At 48.9% G+C, this 19300-nt stretch carries 22 protein-coding genes; 14 read left to right on the top strand and 8 right to left on the bottom strand.

The features are described from left to right. Positions 1–6: 6 nt before the first annotated feature. The 5 genes from rluB to MHM89_RS01315 are packed head-to-tail and all read right to left on the bottom strand — an operon-like array spanning position 7 to position 3813. Complete coding sequence (gene rluB / locus MHM89_RS01335) at positions 7–870, bottom strand: 23S rRNA pseudouridine(2605) synthase RluB (RefSeq protein ID WP_138507858.1); 864 nt, start codon at positions 868–870, stop codon at positions 7–9. Further along, the gene (gene scpB / locus MHM89_RS01330; protein ID WP_022943561.1) at positions 867–1457 is read right to left on the bottom strand and encodes an SMC-Scp complex subunit ScpB; all 591 of its coding nucleotides are present in this window, start codon (positions 1455–1457) and stop codon (positions 867–869) included. The genes rluB and scpB overlap by 4 nt, the downstream gene beginning before the upstream one ends. A 58-nt stretch (positions 1458–1515) precedes the next feature. Beyond that, on the bottom strand, positions 1516–2334 hold the full coding sequence (locus MHM89_RS01325) for a ScpA family protein (protein ID WP_022943562.1): 819 nt from the start codon (positions 2332–2334) through the stop codon (positions 1516–1518). Further along, on the bottom strand, positions 2334–2954 hold the full coding sequence (locus tag MHM89_RS01320) for an L-threonylcarbamoyladenylate synthase (protein ID WP_022943563.1): 621 nt from the start codon (positions 2952–2954) through the stop codon (positions 2334–2336). Before MHM89_RS01320 ends, MHM89_RS01325 begins: the two co-directional genes overlap by 1 nt. Positions 2955–2979: 25 nt before the next feature. Continuing rightward, entirely contained in the window at positions 2980–3813 is an 834-nt protein-coding gene (locus tag MHM89_RS01315; protein WP_239407885.1) for a PHP domain-containing protein, read from the bottom strand. Between the two features lie 482 nt (positions 3814–4295). Here MHM89_RS01315 and MHM89_RS01310 point away from each other — a divergent pair, with 482 nt between their 5' ends. From MHM89_RS01310 to trpA, 6 genes are read left to right on the top strand one after another with little or no spacing between them, the layout of a single operon-like run. Then, positions 4296–5873: an anthranilate synthase component 1 gene (locus MHM89_RS01310; protein ID WP_239407884.1), complete on the top strand. Its 1578-nt coding sequence runs from the start codon at positions 4296–4298 to the stop codon at positions 5871–5873. Then, the gene (locus MHM89_RS01305) at positions 5870–6460 is read left to right on the top strand and encodes an aminodeoxychorismate/anthranilate synthase component II (RefSeq protein WP_138587627.1); all 591 of its coding nucleotides are present in this window, start codon (positions 5870–5872) and stop codon (positions 6458–6460) included. Before MHM89_RS01310 ends, MHM89_RS01305 begins: the two co-directional genes overlap by 4 nt. Positions 6461–6463: 3 nt before the next feature. Next, positions 6464–7468: an anthranilate phosphoribosyltransferase gene (gene trpD / locus MHM89_RS01300; protein WP_239407883.1), complete on the top strand. Its 1005-nt coding sequence runs from the start codon at positions 6464–6466 to the stop codon at positions 7466–7468. After that, positions 7461–8825, top strand: a complete 1365-nt coding sequence (gene trpCF / locus MHM89_RS01295; protein WP_239407882.1) for a bifunctional indole-3-glycerol-phosphate synthase TrpC/phosphoribosylanthranilate isomerase TrpF — start codon at positions 7461–7463, stop codon at positions 8823–8825. Before trpD ends, trpCF begins: the two co-directional genes overlap by 8 nt. Positions 8826–8832: 7 nt before the next feature. Next, positions 8833–10020 carry a tryptophan synthase subunit beta gene (trpB, locus tag MHM89_RS01290; protein WP_045978473.1) on the top strand — a complete coding sequence of 396 codons (1188 nt, stop codon included), beginning with the start codon at positions 8833–8835 and terminating at the stop codon, positions 10018–10020. Then, entirely contained in the window at positions 10017–10823 is an 807-nt protein-coding gene (gene trpA, locus MHM89_RS01285) for a tryptophan synthase subunit alpha (protein ID WP_239407881.1), read from the top strand. The genes trpB and trpA overlap by 4 nt, the downstream gene beginning before the upstream one ends. Here the strand turns inward: trpA and MHM89_RS01280 are convergent. Next, the gene (locus tag MHM89_RS01280) at positions 10820–11098 is read right to left on the bottom strand and encodes an HU family DNA-binding protein (protein ID WP_239407880.1); all 279 of its coding nucleotides are present in this window, start codon (positions 11096–11098) and stop codon (positions 10820–10822) included. The two genes, trpA and MHM89_RS01280, sit on opposite strands and share 4 nt — an antisense overlap. Before the next feature lie 133 nt (positions 11099–11231). Here MHM89_RS01280 and MHM89_RS01275 point away from each other — a divergent pair, with 133 nt between their 5' ends. Both MHM89_RS01275 and MHM89_RS01270 read left to right on the top strand, forming a co-directional pair. After that, positions 11232–11813: an inner membrane-spanning protein YciB gene (locus tag MHM89_RS01275; RefSeq protein ID WP_138507866.1), complete on the top strand. Its 582-nt coding sequence runs from the start codon at positions 11232–11234 to the stop codon at positions 11811–11813. 59 nt (positions 11814–11872) lie between these two features. Next, positions 11873–12511, top strand: coding sequence for a CPBP family intramembrane glutamic endopeptidase (locus tag MHM89_RS01270; RefSeq protein WP_022943799.1), 639 nt, complete (start codon positions 11873–11875; stop codon positions 12509–12511). Positions 12512–12531: 20 nt separating this feature from the next. Here MHM89_RS01270 and MHM89_RS01265 read toward each other — a convergent pair whose 3' ends face one another. Further along, positions 12532–13956: a sodium-dependent transporter gene (locus tag MHM89_RS01265; protein ID WP_151172598.1), complete on the bottom strand. Its 1425-nt coding sequence runs from the start codon at positions 13954–13956 to the stop codon at positions 12532–12534. 171 nt (positions 13957–14127) lie between these two features. On the opposite strand from MHM89_RS01265, the gene MHM89_RS01260 reads away from it, so the two are divergent. From MHM89_RS01260 to MHM89_RS01240, 5 genes are all read left to right on the top strand, one after another. Then, positions 14128–14430 (top strand): YciI family protein, encoded by a 303-nt coding sequence (locus tag MHM89_RS01260; RefSeq protein WP_026110949.1) that lies wholly within the window; start codon positions 14128–14130, stop codon positions 14428–14430. Positions 14431–14530: 100 nt separating this feature from the next. Next, entirely contained in the window at positions 14531–14785 is a 255-nt protein-coding gene (locus MHM89_RS01255; protein WP_022943802.1) for a PepSY domain-containing protein, read from the top strand. Beyond that, positions 14785–15459, top strand: coding sequence for a response regulator transcription factor (locus MHM89_RS01250; RefSeq protein ID WP_022943803.1), 675 nt, complete (start codon positions 14785–14787; stop codon positions 15457–15459). Before MHM89_RS01255 ends, MHM89_RS01250 begins: the two co-directional genes overlap by 1 nt. Continuing rightward, positions 15453–16790, top strand: a complete 1338-nt coding sequence (locus MHM89_RS01245; RefSeq protein ID WP_026110951.1) for an ATP-binding protein — start codon at positions 15453–15455, stop codon at positions 16788–16790. Before MHM89_RS01250 ends, MHM89_RS01245 begins: the two co-directional genes overlap by 7 nt. A 7-nt stretch (positions 16791–16797) precedes the next feature. Further along, positions 16798–17208 carry a lysozyme inhibitor LprI family protein gene (locus MHM89_RS01240; protein WP_022943805.1) on the top strand — a complete coding sequence of 137 codons (411 nt, stop codon included), beginning with the start codon at positions 16798–16800 and terminating at the stop codon, positions 17206–17208. On the opposite strand, the gene MHM89_RS01235 is transcribed toward MHM89_RS01240, so the two are convergent. Then, a complete protein-coding gene (locus tag MHM89_RS01235) occupies positions 17205–18251 on the bottom strand; it encodes an AI-2E family transporter (protein ID WP_045978403.1) in 1047 nt (348 codons plus the stop codon). The two genes, MHM89_RS01240 and MHM89_RS01235, sit on opposite strands and share 4 nt — an antisense overlap. Positions 18252–18408: 157 nt before the next feature. Between MHM89_RS01235 and MHM89_RS01230 the strand changes: the two genes are divergently transcribed. Next, positions 18409–19299: a TIGR01777 family oxidoreductase gene (locus MHM89_RS01230; RefSeq protein ID WP_239407879.1), complete on the top strand. Its 891-nt coding sequence runs from the start codon at positions 18409–18411 to the stop codon at positions 19297–19299. Position 19300 lies beyond the last annotated feature (1 nt).

The raw sequence follows: 19300 nt of genomic DNA, 5'->3' as shown, positions 1-19300 counted from the left end.
TCTGAATTAACGGCGTTTCTTTTGTTGTTGCACGCGCTGATTATGCTTTTTAACAGCCTTTCTAATGCGGTTCACTTTAGCGCGTTTGTCTTTTCGCTTGATAGGATCAACCGATAACTTAGTTTGTGTTTCAGGCTTTAACTTAACGGTCTTACGCAGGTAATTCACTTTACTGAGTTCAAGTTCTTCCCAGCCACCCTGTGGTAAGCGCTTATTGAGCTCCAGCTCGCCATAACGTACGCGGATCAGGCGCGATACTTCCACCCCTTGAGATTGCCACATACGACGTACCTCACGGTTGCGCCCCTCGCTCAATGTAACGTTAAACCATTTATTGATCCCCTCACCGCCCATAGGCTTAACACTATGAAAACGTGCCGGCCCATCATCAAGCTCCACGCCTTTGGTGAGGTTGCGAACTGCTTCTTTGCTTACATCACCAAATACGCGAACCGAGTATTCACGCTCAATTTCGTAGCTCGGATGCATCACCCTGTTGGCGAGCTCTCCATCGTTGGTAAATAACAGCAACCCTGAGGTGTTAATATCTAAACGACCAATGGCAATCCAGCGGTCGCCTTCAATTCGCGGTAGTCTGTCAAATACCGTACGACGCCCTTCAGGGTCTTTACGGGTGCACAGCTCACCTTCAGGTTTGTGGTACATTAATACCCGACACACTCGCTCTTGTGGCTCTTCAACTTTGACTATGTGACCATCGACACGAATGGTTTGGTTGGGCTCAACGCGATCGCCTAAGCGCGCCACTTTGCCATCAACACTCACGCGGTTGGCCTCGATGTACTTTTCCATCTCGCGACGGGAGCCGACGCCGGCTCTGGCTAGGACTTTTTGTAACTTTTCACTCATTCAGATGGTTCTCTCACAGAAGGATCGTGTAATAACTTATCTATCTGGCTTTGCTGCTGCTCAGGGAGCGGCGGTAATTGCTCTAAGCCAGATAGCGAAAAATAATCTAAAAATTCATTCGTCGTCGCATATAACGCGGGGCGACCAGGGACTTCCTTATGGCCAATCACCTTCACCCAACCGCGCTCCTGCAATGTTTTCATAATATTGCTAGCAACAGTCACACCGCGCACTTGCTCTATTTCGCCTCGGGTTATAGGTTGACGATAGGCTATCAGTGACAGGGTTTCCATTAACGCCCTTGAATATTTCGGTGCCCGTTCTTGGAATAGCTTGCTGAGCCAAGGGCTTAAGCTGCTGCACGCCTGAAAGCGATAGCCTGAGCCAACGTGCACTAAGCGGATCCCTCGGGTTTGATAATGCGCACTGATGGCCTCTAAAGCTTCATTAACGCGCTTAGAAGACACATTAATATCACTGAGTACAGTTTCTTTGAGTTGTTTTTTTGTCAGCGGTTTAGGGGCAACGAAAATTGCCGCCTCTAGCAACTCTATAAGCTGCTCGTCACTAATGCGTCGCGTGCTCATGCTCAGACCTCCATCGCGGGCGCTATTATGGCAGAGCTACACCATAAGGCAATGCAAATCACGCTGCAGCATGCTCTTTTAAACGCACATGAATGGCACTTTCGCTATTAGCTTGTTGGCAGTGAATAAGCCCTTCTTTGGTGAGCTCTAATATGGCTATAAAGGTCACCACCACACCGGCGCGCCCTTCTTGTGGGGTAAATAGCAAGGCAAAATCAATATAACCGGAGTGGTTTTGTAATTGCGCTAAAATAGCGCTCATGCGTGCTCGGGTCGATAACTGCTCAGGGGTGATATGATGATGTTCAAAGGTTTTGGCTCGGGCCATGACATCACTGAGTGCCAGCATTAATTCTTCTAGTGCTACCTCGGGAAATAAAGGCTCAGGCATAGCCGCTTCTTCAACCAACGCGTGAGCGGTAAAAATATCGCGCTCCATGCGCGGCAATTCATCGAGCTGCTCCGCCGCCTTTTTAAACTGCTCATATTCTTGCAACCGTCTGACCAGCTCGGCGCGAGGGTCTTCCTCTTCCTCACCGAGTTCTTCATGCACAGGTAACAATAAACGTGATTTTATCTGCGCCAATAGCGCCGCCATCACCAAATACTCACCGGCGAGCTCCAATTGAAACTCACGCATCATTTCCACATAGCGCATATATTGCTCGGTGATGCTAAAAATAGACAGCTCAAGAACATCGAGTTTGTGCTTTTTGATAAGATAAAGCAGCAAGTCCAAAGGCCCTTCAAAAGTCTCGAGTACGACTTCTAGGGCATCCGGTGGAATATATAAATCTTCTGGCTTTTCAACCACGGCCTCGCCGCGAATAAACGCCAGCGGCAGCTTTTGCTGCTCTACCAAAGTATCTTGGGTCATTATTTAAAGGGACTGGGATCACCACAACCGACACGCAAAATCTCCACTGCGTCATCGGACAAATCCACCACAGTAGTGGCCTGTTCACTCAAAAAACCACCATGGATGATCACATCGACGTGCTTCTCTAAACGATCGCGAATTTCATCGGGGTCTGACTCGGTAAATTCAGCGCCTGGCAAAATCAATGAACACGACATTAAGGGTGCGCCAAGCTCTTCAAGCAACGCCTTACTAATAGGATGATCGGTGACGCGAATACCAATGGTTTTCTTTTTATCGTTTAATACTCGTCGTGGTACTTCCTTAGTGCCTTTGAAAATAAAGGTATAAGGGCCTGGCGTATTATTCTTGATCAACCGAAACATCTGGTTATCAACGCGCGCATAGGTCGCAAGCTCTGATAAATCGCGACACATCAAAGTAAAATTATGGTGCTTTTCGATACCCCGAATTCGGGTGATCCGCTCTTGCGCGGCCTTTTCCCCTAGTTGGCACCCTATGGCATACCCAGAATCAGTGGGATAGACCATTACGCCGCCTTTGCGCACAATATCCACCGCTTGTTGGATCAGCCGTGGCTGCGGATTTTGCGGGTGAATGTGAAAAAATTGACTCATGTTTATCCTTGCTTTGTGATAACGACTACTGCCAACGCTGCCATACGCCTTCACAGTCTTTAGGTAAGTATAGGTTCTTTCCTAATTCTATGTAAGGTAAAGGAAAATGGAAATCAGAACCTTGCGAGCACAGCAGCCCATGCTCACGCGCTAGCTGCCCTAAAAACTGCCTTTCACAGGGCGCTTGTTGGGTTTGGGCCACTTCCATTGCATCGCCACCGAGCGTGGCGAATTCGTTTACTAATTTGCGCAGCCACTTATTCGACATTTTGTATCGAGCCGGATGCGCGAGCACACTCTGCCCGCCTGCTGCGGCGATGGCCTTAATGGCGGTGTGTATGTCACACCACGTACTTGGTACATACCCGGTGTTGCCGCGACTGAGGTATTTTTTGAAGATGCCTTGAAAGGTCTTCGCTGCGCCTTGCGCCATTAACACCCGGGCAAAATGGGCACGCGTTACTTGCGCCTCAGCGGCCAGCTCACAGGCTTGTTCATAGGTGTTTTCAAACCCTGCCTTTTGCAGACGTTCGCCTATTTTTATCGCTCGTTCACTGCGCTTTTGCTGCTGTTCAGCCAACAGCGCTGTCAGTTCCGGAGCCTGGGTGTCAACCTGCAAGCCAACAATATGAATTTCAAAGCTGTGCCAGCGCGTGGATATTTCGACTCCGGCAACCAATTCTAGGTCGAGCGCTTGTGTAGCAATCGCGGCGCGCGCTGGAGCGATACCGGCAATGGTATCGTGATCGGTGAGCGCGAGCACATCAACTCCCTTGTCGGCGGCTCTCGATACCAGCTCATCAACACTTAAAGTCCCGTCGGAAAAATTACTGTGGCAATGTAAATCGTACTTAAGCACACAGCCCTCTTAACAGCTATCAATAATGCCCTTAGCTTATCATTTTTCACCCCGCAGCGCGGCAATAACTTTTTATTTATAAAATGGTTGACACTGATGCTCAGCTAGGTTTAACTAACAGCCATCAATTAATTAGGGTTATCAAGCTCATGCAGTCACAGGCTAACAACACACATATGACATGGTGGTGGCACTCGTAATCGCGGGTGGAATTAGTCGTGCGCAGTGAGTACTGCCTGATTAACAAAACCCGCAGCAAGCGGGTTTTTTTGTATCTAAACAAAGGTAAGTGACATGATTTTAACGCAGTTCGTAACAGTAATTTGGTGGTGGCACTCGAGATAGCGGGTGGGCCTTGTTACGGCTGAGCATAATTGCAACCCGCAGCTTTTCGAAGTATGCGGGTTTTTTGTTTTTAGGCCATCATCATTGCTGGCAGCAATAAAACCGATGGCAATACATTTTGGGAATGAGGACTTTTTATGATTTTTAGCCACATCTCGACCGAGCCCGGTCAGGTGACCAGCATTAGCCAGCGGCGAGACTATATCCCCTCTGCGCTGAGCCTGTTCGCCAAGCTCGATACCGATAATAGCTTGCTACTGGAGTCCGCAGAAATAGACTCCAAAGCCAATTTAAAAAGTATCGTATTAGTTGATAGCGCATTGCGCATAGAGTGTAACGGCAGCGAGGTCAGTGTCGTCGCGCTATCAAATAACGGCGCGCAACTGCTGCCTTATTTGCAGCGCCACATCGATGCCGGCACCACCACACTCGATAACACCACCTTGCAAATCAGCTACCCGCCCGTGGCCAGCGACTTAGATGAGCATGCTAAGCTCAAAGCGGCCAACGCCTTCGATACCCTACGTCAGTGCATTAATCGCATCAGCAACAACTCTGACAATCCGTTTGCCATTTTCTTAGGCGGCGTAATGGGCTACGACATGGTCGCGAATGTTGAGCAACTTCCCGCCGTCGAGGCAAAAGATAACAGCTGCCCAGACTATGTTTTTTACCTTGCTGAAACCCTAGTGGTGGTTGATCACCAAGCACAGAGCACTGAAATTATCGGTAACGTGTTCAATGGCCCGCAAGTGCATGCCAATTGCTTTGAGGTAGGACAAAAAGTTGAACGCTTAAACACCCTCTGTGATGATGTGGAGGTACTACCAGCGCCGCAGGCAACGGCTCAGCCTGTAGAAGCCAGTGTCGATATCAGTGACGAAGACTTCAAGGCGCAGGTTAGCCAACTAAAGCAACATATTATCGACGGTGATATTTTTCAGGTGGTGCCATCACGAACCTTTACCTTGCCTTGCCAACAGCCATTAGCGGCCTATGCACAGCTGAAAACACAAAACCCCAGCCCCTATATGTTCTATTTGCGCGACCAAGATTTTACGCTGTTCGGCGCTTCTCCTGAATCGGCCTTAAAATACTGCGCCCAGAGCAATCAAGTTGAGGTGTATCCGATAGCGGGCACGCGCCCGCGTGGTAAACATGCCGATGGACGTTTAAATTTAGACCTCGATTCGCGCATCGAGCTCGATTTGCGCAATGATGGCAAAGAGCGCGCCGAGCACATCATGCTTGTCGATTTAGCGCGTAACGACGTCGCTCGTATCAGCCAGGCCGGCACACGTCACGTTAAAGAGCTACTCAAAGTCGATAGATACTCCCATGTCATGCACCTTGTTTCGCGGGTGGTAGGACAGTTAAAAGAAGACCTTGATGCACTGCACGCTTACTCGGCCTGTATGAATATGGGCACTTTAGTTGGCGCCCCCAAGGTCAGCGCTGCACGCTTAATTCGTGAGGTAGAAAAGAAACGCCGAGGCAGCTATGGCGGTGCCGTCGGCTATCTCACGGGTGAGGGAGCCATGGACTCCTGTATTGTTATCCGCAGTGCTTTTGTCAAAGATGGCCTGGCCCATGTGCAAGCCGGTGCTGGGGTGGTTTATGACTCAGACCCGCAAAGTGAAGCCGATGAGACTCGCGCAAAAGCCGGCGCCGTACTGCGCGCTATCGCCACCAGCCAAGGAGCAACAAACGCATGAATTATAAGATTTACTTCTTAGATAACGAAGACTCTTTCAGTTATAACTTGGTGGATGAATTTGCGCAGTTGCGCCAAGAACTGGTGGTGTATCGCAATACCGTGGCAGCGGAAGTCATATTCGAGCGCATGTGCGCAGAAACCCAGCCGGTGGTGCTCGTGCTTTCCCCCGGGCCCGGCGCGCCCGACAGCGCGGGATGTTTAATGGCGCTCATTGACCTGTGTCGGGGACGTTTCCCGATGCTTGGGATTTGTCTCGGACAACAAGCATTAACGCAGGCGTATGGGGGTGAAATCGGTCATGCCCAGCAAACGGTGCATGGTAAATCGTCCACCATTAGCTTAACGCCTCACCCCGCTTTTAGCGGCTTTGGCGAGCACCTTGTGGTGGCCCGTTACCATTCCTTAGTTGCAACCAAGGTAAGTGAGCAATTAGCGATTATCGCGCAGTACCAGGGCATGCCAATGGCTGTGTGTCAGCATCAAGATAAGGTGCTTGGCTATCAGTTTCACCCAGAGTCGATTCTAACTCCTCATGGCGCGCAACTATTGCAGCAAAGCCTTGAATACTTAACAGCACAGGGGTAACTCATGGATGTAATGAATAAGCTGTATCAGCAGCAGGACTTAACCTTTGCAGAGTCACAGCAACTGTTCGATAGCGTAATGCGCGGCGATATTGATGATATCACCCTCTCGGCCATGCTTACCGCGCTGAAAATTAAGGGTGAATGCGCCGACGAGATTGCCGGGGCCGCCGCTGCTATGCGCGCCAATGCTCTGCCCTTTAACACCTCGGCGCAACACTTGGTCGATGCCTGTGGCACCGGTGGTGATGGTGCCAACACTATTAATATCAGCACCACGGCAGCGCTTGTAGCCGCCGCCTGTGGAGTTAATATGGTCAAACATGGTAACCGCAGTGTATCGAGTAACTCAGGGTCGTCTGATTTGTTACAAAGCCTGGGTATCAATATCGATATGAGCCCAGAGCGAGCCGCCGCGATGCTTGAGCAAACCGGCTTTGCGTTTTTGTTCGCTCCGCTTTACCACCAAGGGGTCAAGCACGCGATGGCGGTGCGTACCACCCTTAAAACACGAACCCTGTTTAATATTCTCGGGCCGCTTGCTAACCCGGCGGCACCGGATTATCAATTACTCGGGGTGTACGACCCTGCCTTATGCTTACCTATGGCAAAGACCCTGCAAACCTTAGGATGCAAACGGGCGATGGTCGTCCATGGTGCCGGCACCGATGAAATCGCCTTACACGGTGAGACTCAAGTGGTTGAACTCAACCAAGGGCAACTGCATGAGTACACCTTAAACCCCAGTGACTTCGGACTTGCAAACTATTCACTTGCGCAACTCAGTGGTCAAGGGCCAGACTACAACGCCAATGCCACGCGGGCGATTTTAAGCGGCCAAGGAGAGCCAGCGCACACCAGTGCGGTGGTGATCAATGTCGCAGCGTTATTAGTATTGACCGGCAAAGCGGCTAATTTCAAAGAGGCCAGCGCGCAGGTTCAAGACGTTTTACAATCCCAGCAAGCACAACGCACGCTTGATACCATCATTGAGGTCAGTCATGGCTAATGTATTAGAAAAAATTGTTGCCGATAAACGCCATGAGATAGCGCAGCGTCAACGCACGCAACCGTTAGCGAGCTTTATTGACGACATCACTGCGAGCGACCGTGATTTTTATCGTGCCCTGAAACAGAGCCCAACGAGCTTTATTCTGGAATGCAAAAAGGCATCGCCCTCAAAAGGGCTTATTCGCGATGTATTTAACCTGGATGAAATCACTGCCGTCTATAAAAAGTACGCCAGCTGTATTAGTGTGCTGACCGACGAAAAGTACTTTCAAGGCCATTTTGACTACTTAACCCAGGTACGACAGAAAGTCAGCCAGCCACTGATTTGCAAAGATTTCTTTATCGACCCTTATCAAGTTTATTTGGCTCGTTTACACGGCGGTGATGCTATTTTATTGATGCTCTCAGTGCTTGATGACGATACCTATACGGCGCTTAGCAAACTGGCTAAGTCACTGAATATGGATGTATTAACTGAGGTGAGTAATGAGCAGGAAGTAACTAGGGCGCTGGCGTTGAACGCCGAGATCATCGGTATCAATAACCGTGACTTACGCGACTTATCGACCGATTTGGCGACCACTGAACGGCTTCGCCAATTGATCCCCAGTGATAAAGTGGTGATTTCTGAGTCGGGCATTTACAGCCATCAAGACGTGCAGCGCTTAAGCCCCTTGTGTGACGGGTTTCTGGTTGGCAGTTCTATTATGGCCCAAGCAGATATTGAAAGCGCTTGTCGCGCCTTAATTTTTGGCGAGCATAAAGTCTGTGGTCTAACGCGCTCACAAGACGCACAAGCGGTATATCAAGCTGGTGCCTATTATGGTGGCCTGATTTTCTACCCAGGCTCACCCCGCTATGTTGACATTGATTGCGCTAAGGCCATTGTTGATAGTGCGCCGCTGCATTACGTAGGGGTTTTCGTTGACGCACCGATTGCGCAAGTCAGCGACTATGCCACGCGATTAAAACTGGCCGCCGTGCAGCTGCATGGAGTGGAGGATGAGCATTATATTCAGTCGTTACGCCAAGCGCTGCCGTTATCGTGCCAAATTTGGAAAGCCCAAGCGGTGGCTGCGCAGCTGCCTAAAGCGCTCGCGGGCGTCGACCGTATTCTCTATGACACGTATAGCAAACAAGCGAAAGGTGGTACCGGTGAGCAATTTAACTGGCAATTGCTGGCGCAGGCTGAGTCCCCTTTCATGCTGGCAGGCGGCTTGACCCCTAGCAATATTGCTGACGCTTTAGCACACAACGCAACCGGGCTGGATATTAATTCCGGCGTAGAAACCGCACCCGGTAAAAAATGTACACAGAAAATTAATGCTGCCTTTGCGGCAATTCGGAATTATTGAGGTGGTTATGAGTAATTCAGCCTATTTTGGCGATTTTGGCGGCATGTTTGTGCCGGAGCTTTTGGTGCCGGCGCTTAAACAGCTAGAAGCCGAGTTTAATAAATCACAACACGACCCGCTTTTTGAAAAAGAGTTTCACTCTTTGCTCAATGAATATGCCGGCCGTCCGACACCTTTAACATTAACCCGTAACTTGGTGAAAAACCCCAAGGTCAAACTGTACCTTAAGCGTGAGGATTTACTTCACGGTGGCGCCCATAAAACCAACCAAGTGTTGGGCCAGGCGTTGCTCACCAAACGCATGGGCAAAGAGGAAGTCATCGCTGAGACCGGCGCTGGTCAGCACGGTGTGGCTACGGCTTTAGCCTGTGCGCTGTTGGGTTTAAAGTGCCGCATTTATATGGGCGCTAAAGACGTCGAGCGCCAGCAGCCTAATGTATTTCGTATGCGCTTGATGGGCGCTGAAGTGATACCCGTTACCGCCGGCTCTGGCACCTTGAAAGACGCCGTGAACGAAGCGCTGCGTGACTGGTCAGCGAATTATAAAACGGCGCACTATCTGCTCGGCACCGCTGCCGGACCCCACCCTTTCCCAACGGTGGTGCGCGAGTTCCAAAAAATGATTGGTGAAGAAGCCAAACAACAGGTTCTTGAAACCGAAGGGCGTTTACCCGATGCGGTCATTGCTTGTGTCGGCGGCGGCTCTAACGCCATTGGCATGTTTACCGATTTCATTGATGAGCCGAGCGTTAAGCTGATCGGCGTTGAACCCGCAGGTAAGGGCCTTGATAGCGGTGAACATGGCGCGACCTTATGTCGTGGTAGCAAAGGGATTTTGCATGGCGCTTACACCTACATCATGCAAACTGAGCAAGGCCAAATTGAAGAGTCTTACTCAGTATCGGCAGGCTTAGACTACCCCGCAGTGGGGCCTCAGCACGCGCATCTGCATGAAAGCGGCCGCGCCCAATATGTGGGTATCACCGATGATGAAGCGCTCGATGCATTTAAGGCGCTGGCACGCCATGAAGGCATTATACCGGCACTTGAGTCGAGCCACGCACTGGCCTATGCCCTCCAGTATGCGGAGCAACAAAGTGAAGAGTGTATTATTGTTGTAAACCTCAGCGGCCGAGGTGACAAAGACTTGGCCCATGTGCATCAAGTGCTTGCTGCTAAAGGAGATATATCATGAGTCGTTATGCCACCACCTTCGCCAACCTCGCCGAGCACAATGAAGGCGCGTTTGTGCCATTTGTGACCTTGGGCGATCCGGGTAAAGCACAAAGTATTGCCGTTATTAAAAGCCTGATTGATGGCGGTGCCGACGCATTAGAGTTGGGCATCCCCTACTCCGACCCAATTGCCGATGGCCCGGTGATTCAGGCCGCCAATATTCGCGCCTTAGAGGCGAACATTAGCACCGATGATTGCTTTGACATCATTCGCGAAATTCGCGCCTATGACGCAGATATTCCAATTGGTTTACTACTGTACTCTAACTTGGTATTAGCTCGTGGACCGCAGCAGTTTTACCAACAAGCCAAAGACGCTGGGGTAGACTCAATCTTGGTCGCTGATGTGCCCCTACATGAGTCGAAAATGTTCCGTCAAGCGGCCACTGAAACCGGCATTGAGCCGATTTTTATCGCCACCCCCAATGCCGATGATGACACCCTTCGACAATGCGCCTCTTACGGGCGCGGTTACACCTACTTGCTCTCCCGTGCAGGCGTCACGGGCACTGAAACCAAAGCGCAAATGCCGGCGGATTCGATGATTGCCAAGCTGAAAGAATATCATGCCGCACCCGCGTTGCTTGGCTTTGGTATCAGCACTCCGGATGATGTGAGCCAAGCCCTGAGCAGTGGTGCTGCGGGGGCTATCAGTGGCTCCGCCGTGGTAAAAATTATTGCCGCCAACCTGGACCACCCAGAGGCCATGTGTGAAGAGCTGAAAGTGTTTACTATCGCCATGAAAGAGGCTACCAAGGGTTAGCCTGGCTGTATGTGGTCTTTTAATGCCTTGGCGCATTTAAAGGCCACTTTATTTCGCCCTGCTATTTCTATTTCCTCCCCTGTTTGCGGGTTACGACCGCGTTTCGCCGGGTGATAGCTAAGCGAAAAGTTACCAAACTTAGGTATAAATACCGCATCCCCTTCGTGTAAAGACCGCGTTATCGCCTCAATGAGCGATGTTAACGCTGCCGCAGATTGCTGCTTAGTTAATCCACTGCGCCCATGCATGGCGTCAATTAGTTGCTTTTTGTTCACGGTGCTACCTACTGAAAACTCAAAGCCGCGCAGCCTAAAAGGCGACAATGAAAATGTCAATGTCGCACTGATGCTTGAGCTTGCTCTCAGATACTGGTAAAACGGCTGCTACCTAATGTAATGGACGTCGTGAATGAGTACTTTAATTGAATACATTCCGCTAATTTTATTTTTCGCTGTTTATAAACTCGTTGATATCTACTGGGCGACGGGCGTATTAATCGGCACCAGTGCCCTGCAGCTTGCTTATGGCTATTTCAAAGAGGGCCATATTGCTAAGCGTCATTGGGTGTTTTTCGCTATCGCCCTGGTGTTAGGAACCATGACCATTCTGTTTCGAGATGAGCACTTTATCCAATGGAAGGCCACTTTCATTTATGCGCTGTTAGCGGTGGTGTTATTAGCCGCACGGCTGTTTTTCAAAAAGAACCTAGTTCAAAAGGCACTCACTGGGTTGCTCAAGTCGGTAGAAGAGAAACAAGGCGGTGAGCAAAACCAAGAGATTGCGGTACCAGAGCGGATTTGGGAGCAGTTAAACATTTTCTGGGTTATTTTATTTGCCGTTATTGCAGTGCTCAACATTTATGTTGCCTACAATTTCTCGCTCGACTTTTGGGTAAACTTCAAAGTGTTCGGCCTTATCGGCATCACCTTTGTGGCTATTATTGCCACGATTATGCGTCTTTACCCTTACTTTCCTGAAGAAGAGTCATAAAGCTGTCGTACAGCCCTGCTACACTGAGTACATATTGAGTGTAGCAATGGGCTGAAACATTGAATAACGCGCAGTATCGCTGGCTAGAACTGTTCTGTATCTTTATCCTATTGCCGGTTGCCGGCTTGCTGATGCGCGAGTATTTGCATAACTGGCTGATCCCTGCGTTGATCACCCTGACTGCCGTATGCTGTTTTATTCTGCTTACCGATCCCCACTTTAAACGCTTTCGCATCACATCCATGGGGCAGTTCTCAGCGGTGCGTAAGCGCATTGCCACGTTTTTTCTCACCGGAGCATTATTCTCGGGTGTGCTCTATGGCATTCTCAACCAGGAAAACTGGTTTAGCTACCCGCTGCAATCACCATTGAGCTGGTTAATGCTACTGGTGTTATACCCGCTGCTCTCTGTGTTGCCACAAGAGCTGATTTTTCGCACCTATTTCTTTCACCGCTATAAGCCCATCATTCCTAGCAAAACTTGGCGTATTTGGTTAAGTGCAAGCGTATTTTCTTTGGCACACATGGTTTATGGGAATTGGGTTGCGATAGTATTGTCGTTTTGCGGTGGGCTATTGTTTTCTTATACCTATGCGCACTCACGCTCCACACTTGTGTGTGTACTGGAACATAGTTTGTGGGGGTTGTGGATGTTTACTCTGGGGCTTGGCAGTTATTTAGATTCGGGGGCTATTTAGGCTAGCCCCCGACCGGCAATTTAAAAGCCGAAGATACTGATGGCGAAAAACTTGGTTGCCACAGTATTGATAAAAATCAGCAGCAAAATCGCTGGGATAAAAGTTGATAGTGAGAAATTCACGTACTTTTGCATAAAGCTGCCTTCGTAACTAGCGCAGCCTTGCGAAAGCTCATCATTCAAACGCGCCTTCTTCCAACGATACATAACAAACAAACACACCATCAAGCCGTTAAGTGGTAAAATGGTGTCATAAAACACGTCATAAACCACATCAAAGAAGCTCTTATCAGCATCACCGTAGTGGGTAAACTGAGTCAACCAATCGACCATGCCAAATGATACGGTACAGCCAATGGTGAGTAAGCCGATAGCGCCTGCTAAAACTAACAGTGCTTTTTTGCGGCTGTAGCCCTTTTCCTCAATAAGCGTTGCTGTGGGCACCTCGACAATCGACACCAACGACGTAATGGCAGCGAAAAACACCAACAAGAAAAATACAAACGCCACCATAGACGCACCCATATAACCAATATCGGTTTGCAGTGCCAAAAGAATCTTCGGTAAATAAACAAATATCATCGACACCGACGACTCTGAGAGTTGGCTTGGATCAGTATCCGGATTAAAGCTAAAAATGGCTGGCAACACCATTAAGCCAGCGGTAAAAGCCACCAGTGAATCGGTGATGGCGACCATCTTTGCGCCACCAACAATATCATCCTTCTTCGAGATGTAGGACGCGTAGGTCATCAAAATCCCCATCCCTAACGACAGCGAGAAAAACGCTTGTGATAAGGCACCATTGAGTACGCTGGCATTCATTTTGGAGAAATCCGGGACCACATAATAACGCACACCCGCCATAGCATTATCCAAGGTCAACACATAGGCAACCAAACCGATGAGCAGCACAAAAAGAGCTGGCATTAAAAACTTCGCAGCCTTTTCAATGCCCTCTTTGACGCCACCGACGAGGATTAAGTTAACCACAATGGCGACCACCACCATGTAACCAAAAATACTGTATTCATTAATGAAGCGGCCAAAGTTACCGGGGTCGGCAAGCGCATCAAGGTTGCCCATGGCTGTTTGTGCCAGATAACCGAAAATCCACACCGTAATAACCATATAGAACACTGCAATCATAAACGGCGTCAGTACCGCAAGAACCCCTGCACCGCGCCAGCGCGGTGAATTATCCGACAGTGTTTTGTATGCACCATAAGGGTCTTTTTGCGCTTTTCGGCCCATGGCCATTTCCGCCATCATGACCGGCAAACAAATAAACGCCACAAACAGTGCATAAACCAAAAGAAAGGCACCACCGCCGTTTTTGGTGGCCGAAACAGGAAACCCAACGAGGTTGCCAATACCTACCGCAGAGCCTGCAGCAGCGAGAATAAAGCCCAAGCGAGAGCTAAAATGTTCACGTTTTTCGCTCATAGAAAAACCTTGTTATTGTTTTAACCCGACTCTACCAGTGTTAAACAAAGCTTTTCAAGCTTTAACGGCTGCTGGTGGGTGCGGTCCCATTTAAACAACGATATTAATTTACAACGCCTATCATTGCTGGCTATCATAAATGTAATCGATACCAAGTACTTGGTTATTATTATGTTGTACATGATTTATTCCACCGATGTGGAAAATTCGCTCGAGCAGCGTCTTAAAGCGCGTCCAGCGCACCTTGCACGCTTGCAAGAGTTACAGCACCAAGGGCGCTTACACCTTGCCGGGCCACTTCCAGCGACGGACAGTAACGACCCAGGCGGAGCTGGCTTTACGGGCTCATTAGTGGTGGCTGAATTTGCATCCTTAGAAGATGCACGGGAATGGGCCGCTGATGACCCCTACATCGCCGCTGGTGTATATGAAAACTCAGTAGTCAAGCCCTTCAAAAAGGTGCTTCCAGCGTAATTCAGTAAAGGTTAATTGATTTTTTGTATGCTTGCGACATTGCCGCTGCAAGTGCAGTGTATGTTGCGCAACGAAAGATCAATTGGGAGTTCTTTGAACCATGCTTAAATATATAGCCGCTATATTTACTGCTTTTGTTTTAGCCACGTCAGTGGCCCAGGCTGGCTCAACGCCCCCCAAAGACATTGATAAAAAGCAGGCAGTGGCAATTGCCAAAGAAGCCGAAAACGGTAAAGTGTTAAAGATATCTGAACAAAGGGAAAAGTTTATTGTTCGTATATTAAAGCCCAAGGGCCGTGTGGTTGACGTCAGCGTCTCAAAACGCACCGGGCAGGTAGAGAAGGAAAATAATTAATGCGCATACTAGTAATTGAAGACGACTTACATTTGGCAGATAACCTGCGTAGTGCCTTAGAAAAAGAGCGCTACAGCGTTGATTTGTGCAATGATGGAGAAGCGGGCCTTTTCCATATTTGTGAATACCCATTGGATATGGCGGTGGTTGATTTAGGCTTACCAAAAATTGATGGTATTGAGCTTATCAGACAAGCCCGTAAAAATGGCGTCGACATCCCTATCTTAATTTTGACTGCGCGCGATCGTTGGCAGGATAAGGTCGAAGGCCTCGATGCCGGTGCCGACGATTACCTTACCAAGCCATTTCATGTGGAAGAGTTAATCGCTCGTTGTAACGCATTAATTCGTCGCAGTGCGGGTCAGGCTAACCCTGAAATTGAAAACGGCCCAATCCGTATTCATACGCGCTCGCAGCAGGTATGGGTAGAAGAGCGCGAGCTCAATCTGACCGCTTACGAATATAAAGTGTTGGAATATCTGATGGTGAATCCACAAAAAGTGATTTCTAAATCGGAATTGACCGAGCACATTTACGACCAAGACTTTGATCTCGACTCTAACGTGATAGAAGTATTTGTTCTGCGTCTGCGCAAGAAACTGGACCCAGAAGGCACCCTGAACCCCGTTGAGACCCTACGTGGGCGAGGATACAGGCTGCGCACCCAGTGGTAGGAAATCAAGTTTCACTGAAAATAAGACAAGGATTTATCCTTGTCTTTTTGTTGATCGTAGCCATGCCTATTTTATTTGCTTCGATTGGCAACGCGTATCGTGCCTCATTAGTGGAGGCCACTGAAAAAACCCTCGAAGCGCATTTATACTCATTAATATCTGAAGTTGAATACAGTGAACGTGGTGTAGAAATGCCACGCAGTATTCTTGCCCCCGAGCTGAACCGCGTCACATCAGACACCTATGCCATGATTTATAATGGCAACGAGCGAGTCTGGCAAAGTGAGTCCGCCTTAAATATTGATTACAAACCGGACTTAGTGATCACCGAAACCGGTAAAGCGGATTTTCGCCTCGTGACCGTCAATGGTCGCAAATACTGGCAACTGTCACTCACTGGAATCCTCGCGAATCTCGACCAAACCATTGAAGCCCGCTTCATTGTGGTTAAAAGTAACGATGGTTTATTAAGGCTGATGGAAGGGTTTAAGGAGACATCAATAAACTGGATGTTAATTATGGGTGTGGTGATCACCGTGTTGATGATCATCGGTTTCATCTGGAACTCTCGTCCATTACATCGCTTAGATAAAGAGATAAAAGCCATTGAATCGGGCGAAGGCACGCGTATCAAAGGCAACTACCCCGTTGAGCTGCAAAATATAAAAGCCGATTTGAACCTACTGTTGGAATCGCAACAGCGGCAAAAAGAGCGTTATCGCGCGTCTTTAAGTGACCTTGCCCACGCTCTGAAAACCCCCTTGGCTGTACTTAAGTCAAGCCCTATGGCCAGCGATGACGATGCCCAAGAGCAGTTGGACCGCATCAATGTGATGATCGAACACCAATTAAAGCGCGCTGCGACGGGTGCGTCCGATACATGGAAAAAACAAACGCATATTAAGCCGGTAGCAGATTCTATCTTCAATGCCATGAGTAAAGTGTATCGTGATAAAGACATCGAATTCAGTGTCGATGTGAGCGACAAACACTTTTTCTTGGGCGATAAAACCGATTTAATGGAGCTGCTTGGCAACCTCATTGATAACGCCTGTAAAGCCTGTGTCTCGCAGGTGAGTTTAAAGGTTGAACAGCGTAAGAAGCGTCTTAAACTGATGATTGAAGACGATGGTCCTGGCGTGCCTGAGGAGAAGCGTGAGTTGCTGTTGCAACGTGGTACCCGCCTTGATAGCTATGAAAGCGGACACGGTGTGGGGATGGCCATTGTCGCTGATCTCGTAAACGGCTATCATGGTATTTTAAGCATCGACGACAGCCCCTTGGGCGGCGCTCGCTTTATGCTTGAGTTTGATTACCAAGAGATAACCTAACGTCATTATGAAACGTCACTTTTTTGTGTTAACCATTGGCCTCGGCGCCTGCTTGTTCAATACTGTTGATGCCAATGAAATTGCGCAATGCGCGCCGGTAGGCGAAACACCCGATAGTCGTCGTGACTATATCCAATGTCTTGACCGCCAGTTAGAGCTTTTGCGCCGAGATTTGACTGCGTGGCAGAATAAGCGTCAGCTGCAGCTCGAAAACTTCGCTAAGCAATCGGGGATCACTCAGCCATTGGATATTTATTTACGCTCGCAGCAGAGCTTTGACAGCTATCTTGAAGACAGCTGTCGGTGGCGTTATCTGCGTGTGATGCCCGACGCTGCGGCTGCGGCGATGGCATATAAGCATTGTGAGTTACGGCTTATTGAGCAGCGCATCGACAGTTATCGCGTACCACTGGATTAACCTTGGTCACTTTGCTTAGCGTCGTCTACGTCGGCGCCAAGTAAGGTGGCAAGCCAGCGCCCTTCTTCGCTCTCTTCTAGGGCTATTTTCACCACCATAGTCAAAGGCACAGACAGCAGCATACCCACTGTGCCCAATAACCAGCCCCAAAAGATTAACGATAAAAACACGACTAAGGTCGACAAGCCTAATCCCCGACCCATGAATTTAGGCTCGACCACGTTGCCCATCACCGCATTGATGACTAAGTATCCCATGCCCACAAAAGCCGCAGTCAATGGGTTTTGCGTGATCAAAGCCAACAATACCGGCGGCACAGCGGCGATAATAGAGCCGATATTGGGAATGTAGTTAAACATAAAAGCAACCACGCCCCACAAAATAAAGTAGTCGACGTCCAGCGCCCACAATAACATGGTCGCTAAAAAGCCTGTCGCTAAACTAACTAAGGTTTTAATCGCCAAATACGAGTTAATGGACTCAAGAAAACGGTCTATTTGCGCCATTTTCATATCTGGGTCATCTAACGCTAAGTGAATTTTGCGACTAATACTGGGGCCTTCAAATAACATAAACACCACGGTAATGATGATTAAAAACAGGTTAGCCATCACCCCGCCTAGCCCAGTTAACATGTTGGTGGCTACATCAATCATCTTCCCAGGGTCAAACATTGAGATCAGTTGCTCTTTATTTAGGAAAATATTGTATTGCGCTAACGTGTTTACCGCCCAAACAAACTCTTTCTTTAATTGCTCTTTATACTGCGGCAGGTTTTGCGAGAAATCATTCACCGACTGCCCTACCAAGCCGCCAATACTCAAAAGGACGGCGACCACCAGCAGTATAACAATGCTCACCGCCACGCCTTTGGGAATTCGGTAGCGACCTAAAGTATCAATCAAAGGGTTACAGATGATGGCAATGAAGACCGATAGAATAAAAGGCACCACCAAGGCGCTTGCGGTTTTCACCCCTGCCAAAACCACCACCAAGGCGGCCATAACTAGGAGGCTTTTACTCGCTCCAGTGAAGCTGGGCACAGTTCGTTTCCTTAAAGCAGACAAGTGATGCTAGTTTAGGTGAGATACGATTGAAAATAAACCATTGATTGGCCATAGGAAATGATCTTAAATTCGCCAGTTTCGTAGTATTTGAACTAAACTAGAAACAAAGTGAATTAGCAACACGATGGCACCCATGCATATATTGATCACCGGAGCCACAGGGCTCATAGGTAGCGAACTTTACAAGCATTTACTTAACCACCATAGGGTTACGGTACTCACTCGCTCCCCCTCACGGGCGTACATAAAGTTGGGTCATCGTATTGAAGCCATCCAAAGCTTGGATGAGGTTGATTTTAATAATGTCGATATCGTGATCAATCTCGCCGGTGAGCCCATCGTTAATAAGCGTTGGAGCGAGCAACAAAAAAAGCGTATCTACGACTCCCGACTCAATACCACCGAAGCTATCGTGGCCAAGATAAATGCCGCAGACAACAAACCGAAGGCGCTAATATCGGGCAGCGCCATTGGCTATTACGGCCGCCAAGGAGATGTGGAGATCACCGAAGACTTCAGCCACTGCTATGATGAATTTAGCCACCAGCTTTGTCGCGACTGGGAGGCAGCTGCAAACAAAGCACAAACCCGTGTGTGCTTACTGCGTACCGGTATTGTGCTAAGTGCCCAAGGCGGTGCCTTAGGAAAAATGCTCCCCGCATTTCGCTTTGGCCTCGGTGGGCCCATAGGAGATGGCCAACAATACATGTCTTGGATCCACCTTGATGACATGGTGCAGCTAATTATGTACCTAATAAAATACGAATATATTAGCGGCGCCATCAACGCCACTGCGCCTAAGCCCGTCAATAATGAGGAATTCTCTAAAACGCTCGCTGAAGTATTGCGCCGCCCCGCCATCGTGCGCATGCCCGCTTTTGCATTACGGCTGATGATGGGAGAAATGGCCGATTTATTGCTCTATGGGCAAAATGTTCAACCCCAGCGGCTGATAGACGAGGGCTTTCGCTTTCGCCACCCCGAACTCAAACCTGCCCTGGCTCAACTCCTTAACCGCAATTAAA

It is taken from the genome of Pseudoalteromonas sp. CNC9-20 (assembly GCF_022347875.1).
In the GTDB taxonomy this organism is placed as follows: Bacteria; Pseudomonadota; Gammaproteobacteria; order Enterobacterales; family Alteromonadaceae; genus Pseudoalteromonas; species Pseudoalteromonas ruthenica.
The sequence above is the reverse complement of the archived record's forward strand: the minus strand, read 5'-3'. Positions and strand labels throughout refer to the sequence as shown.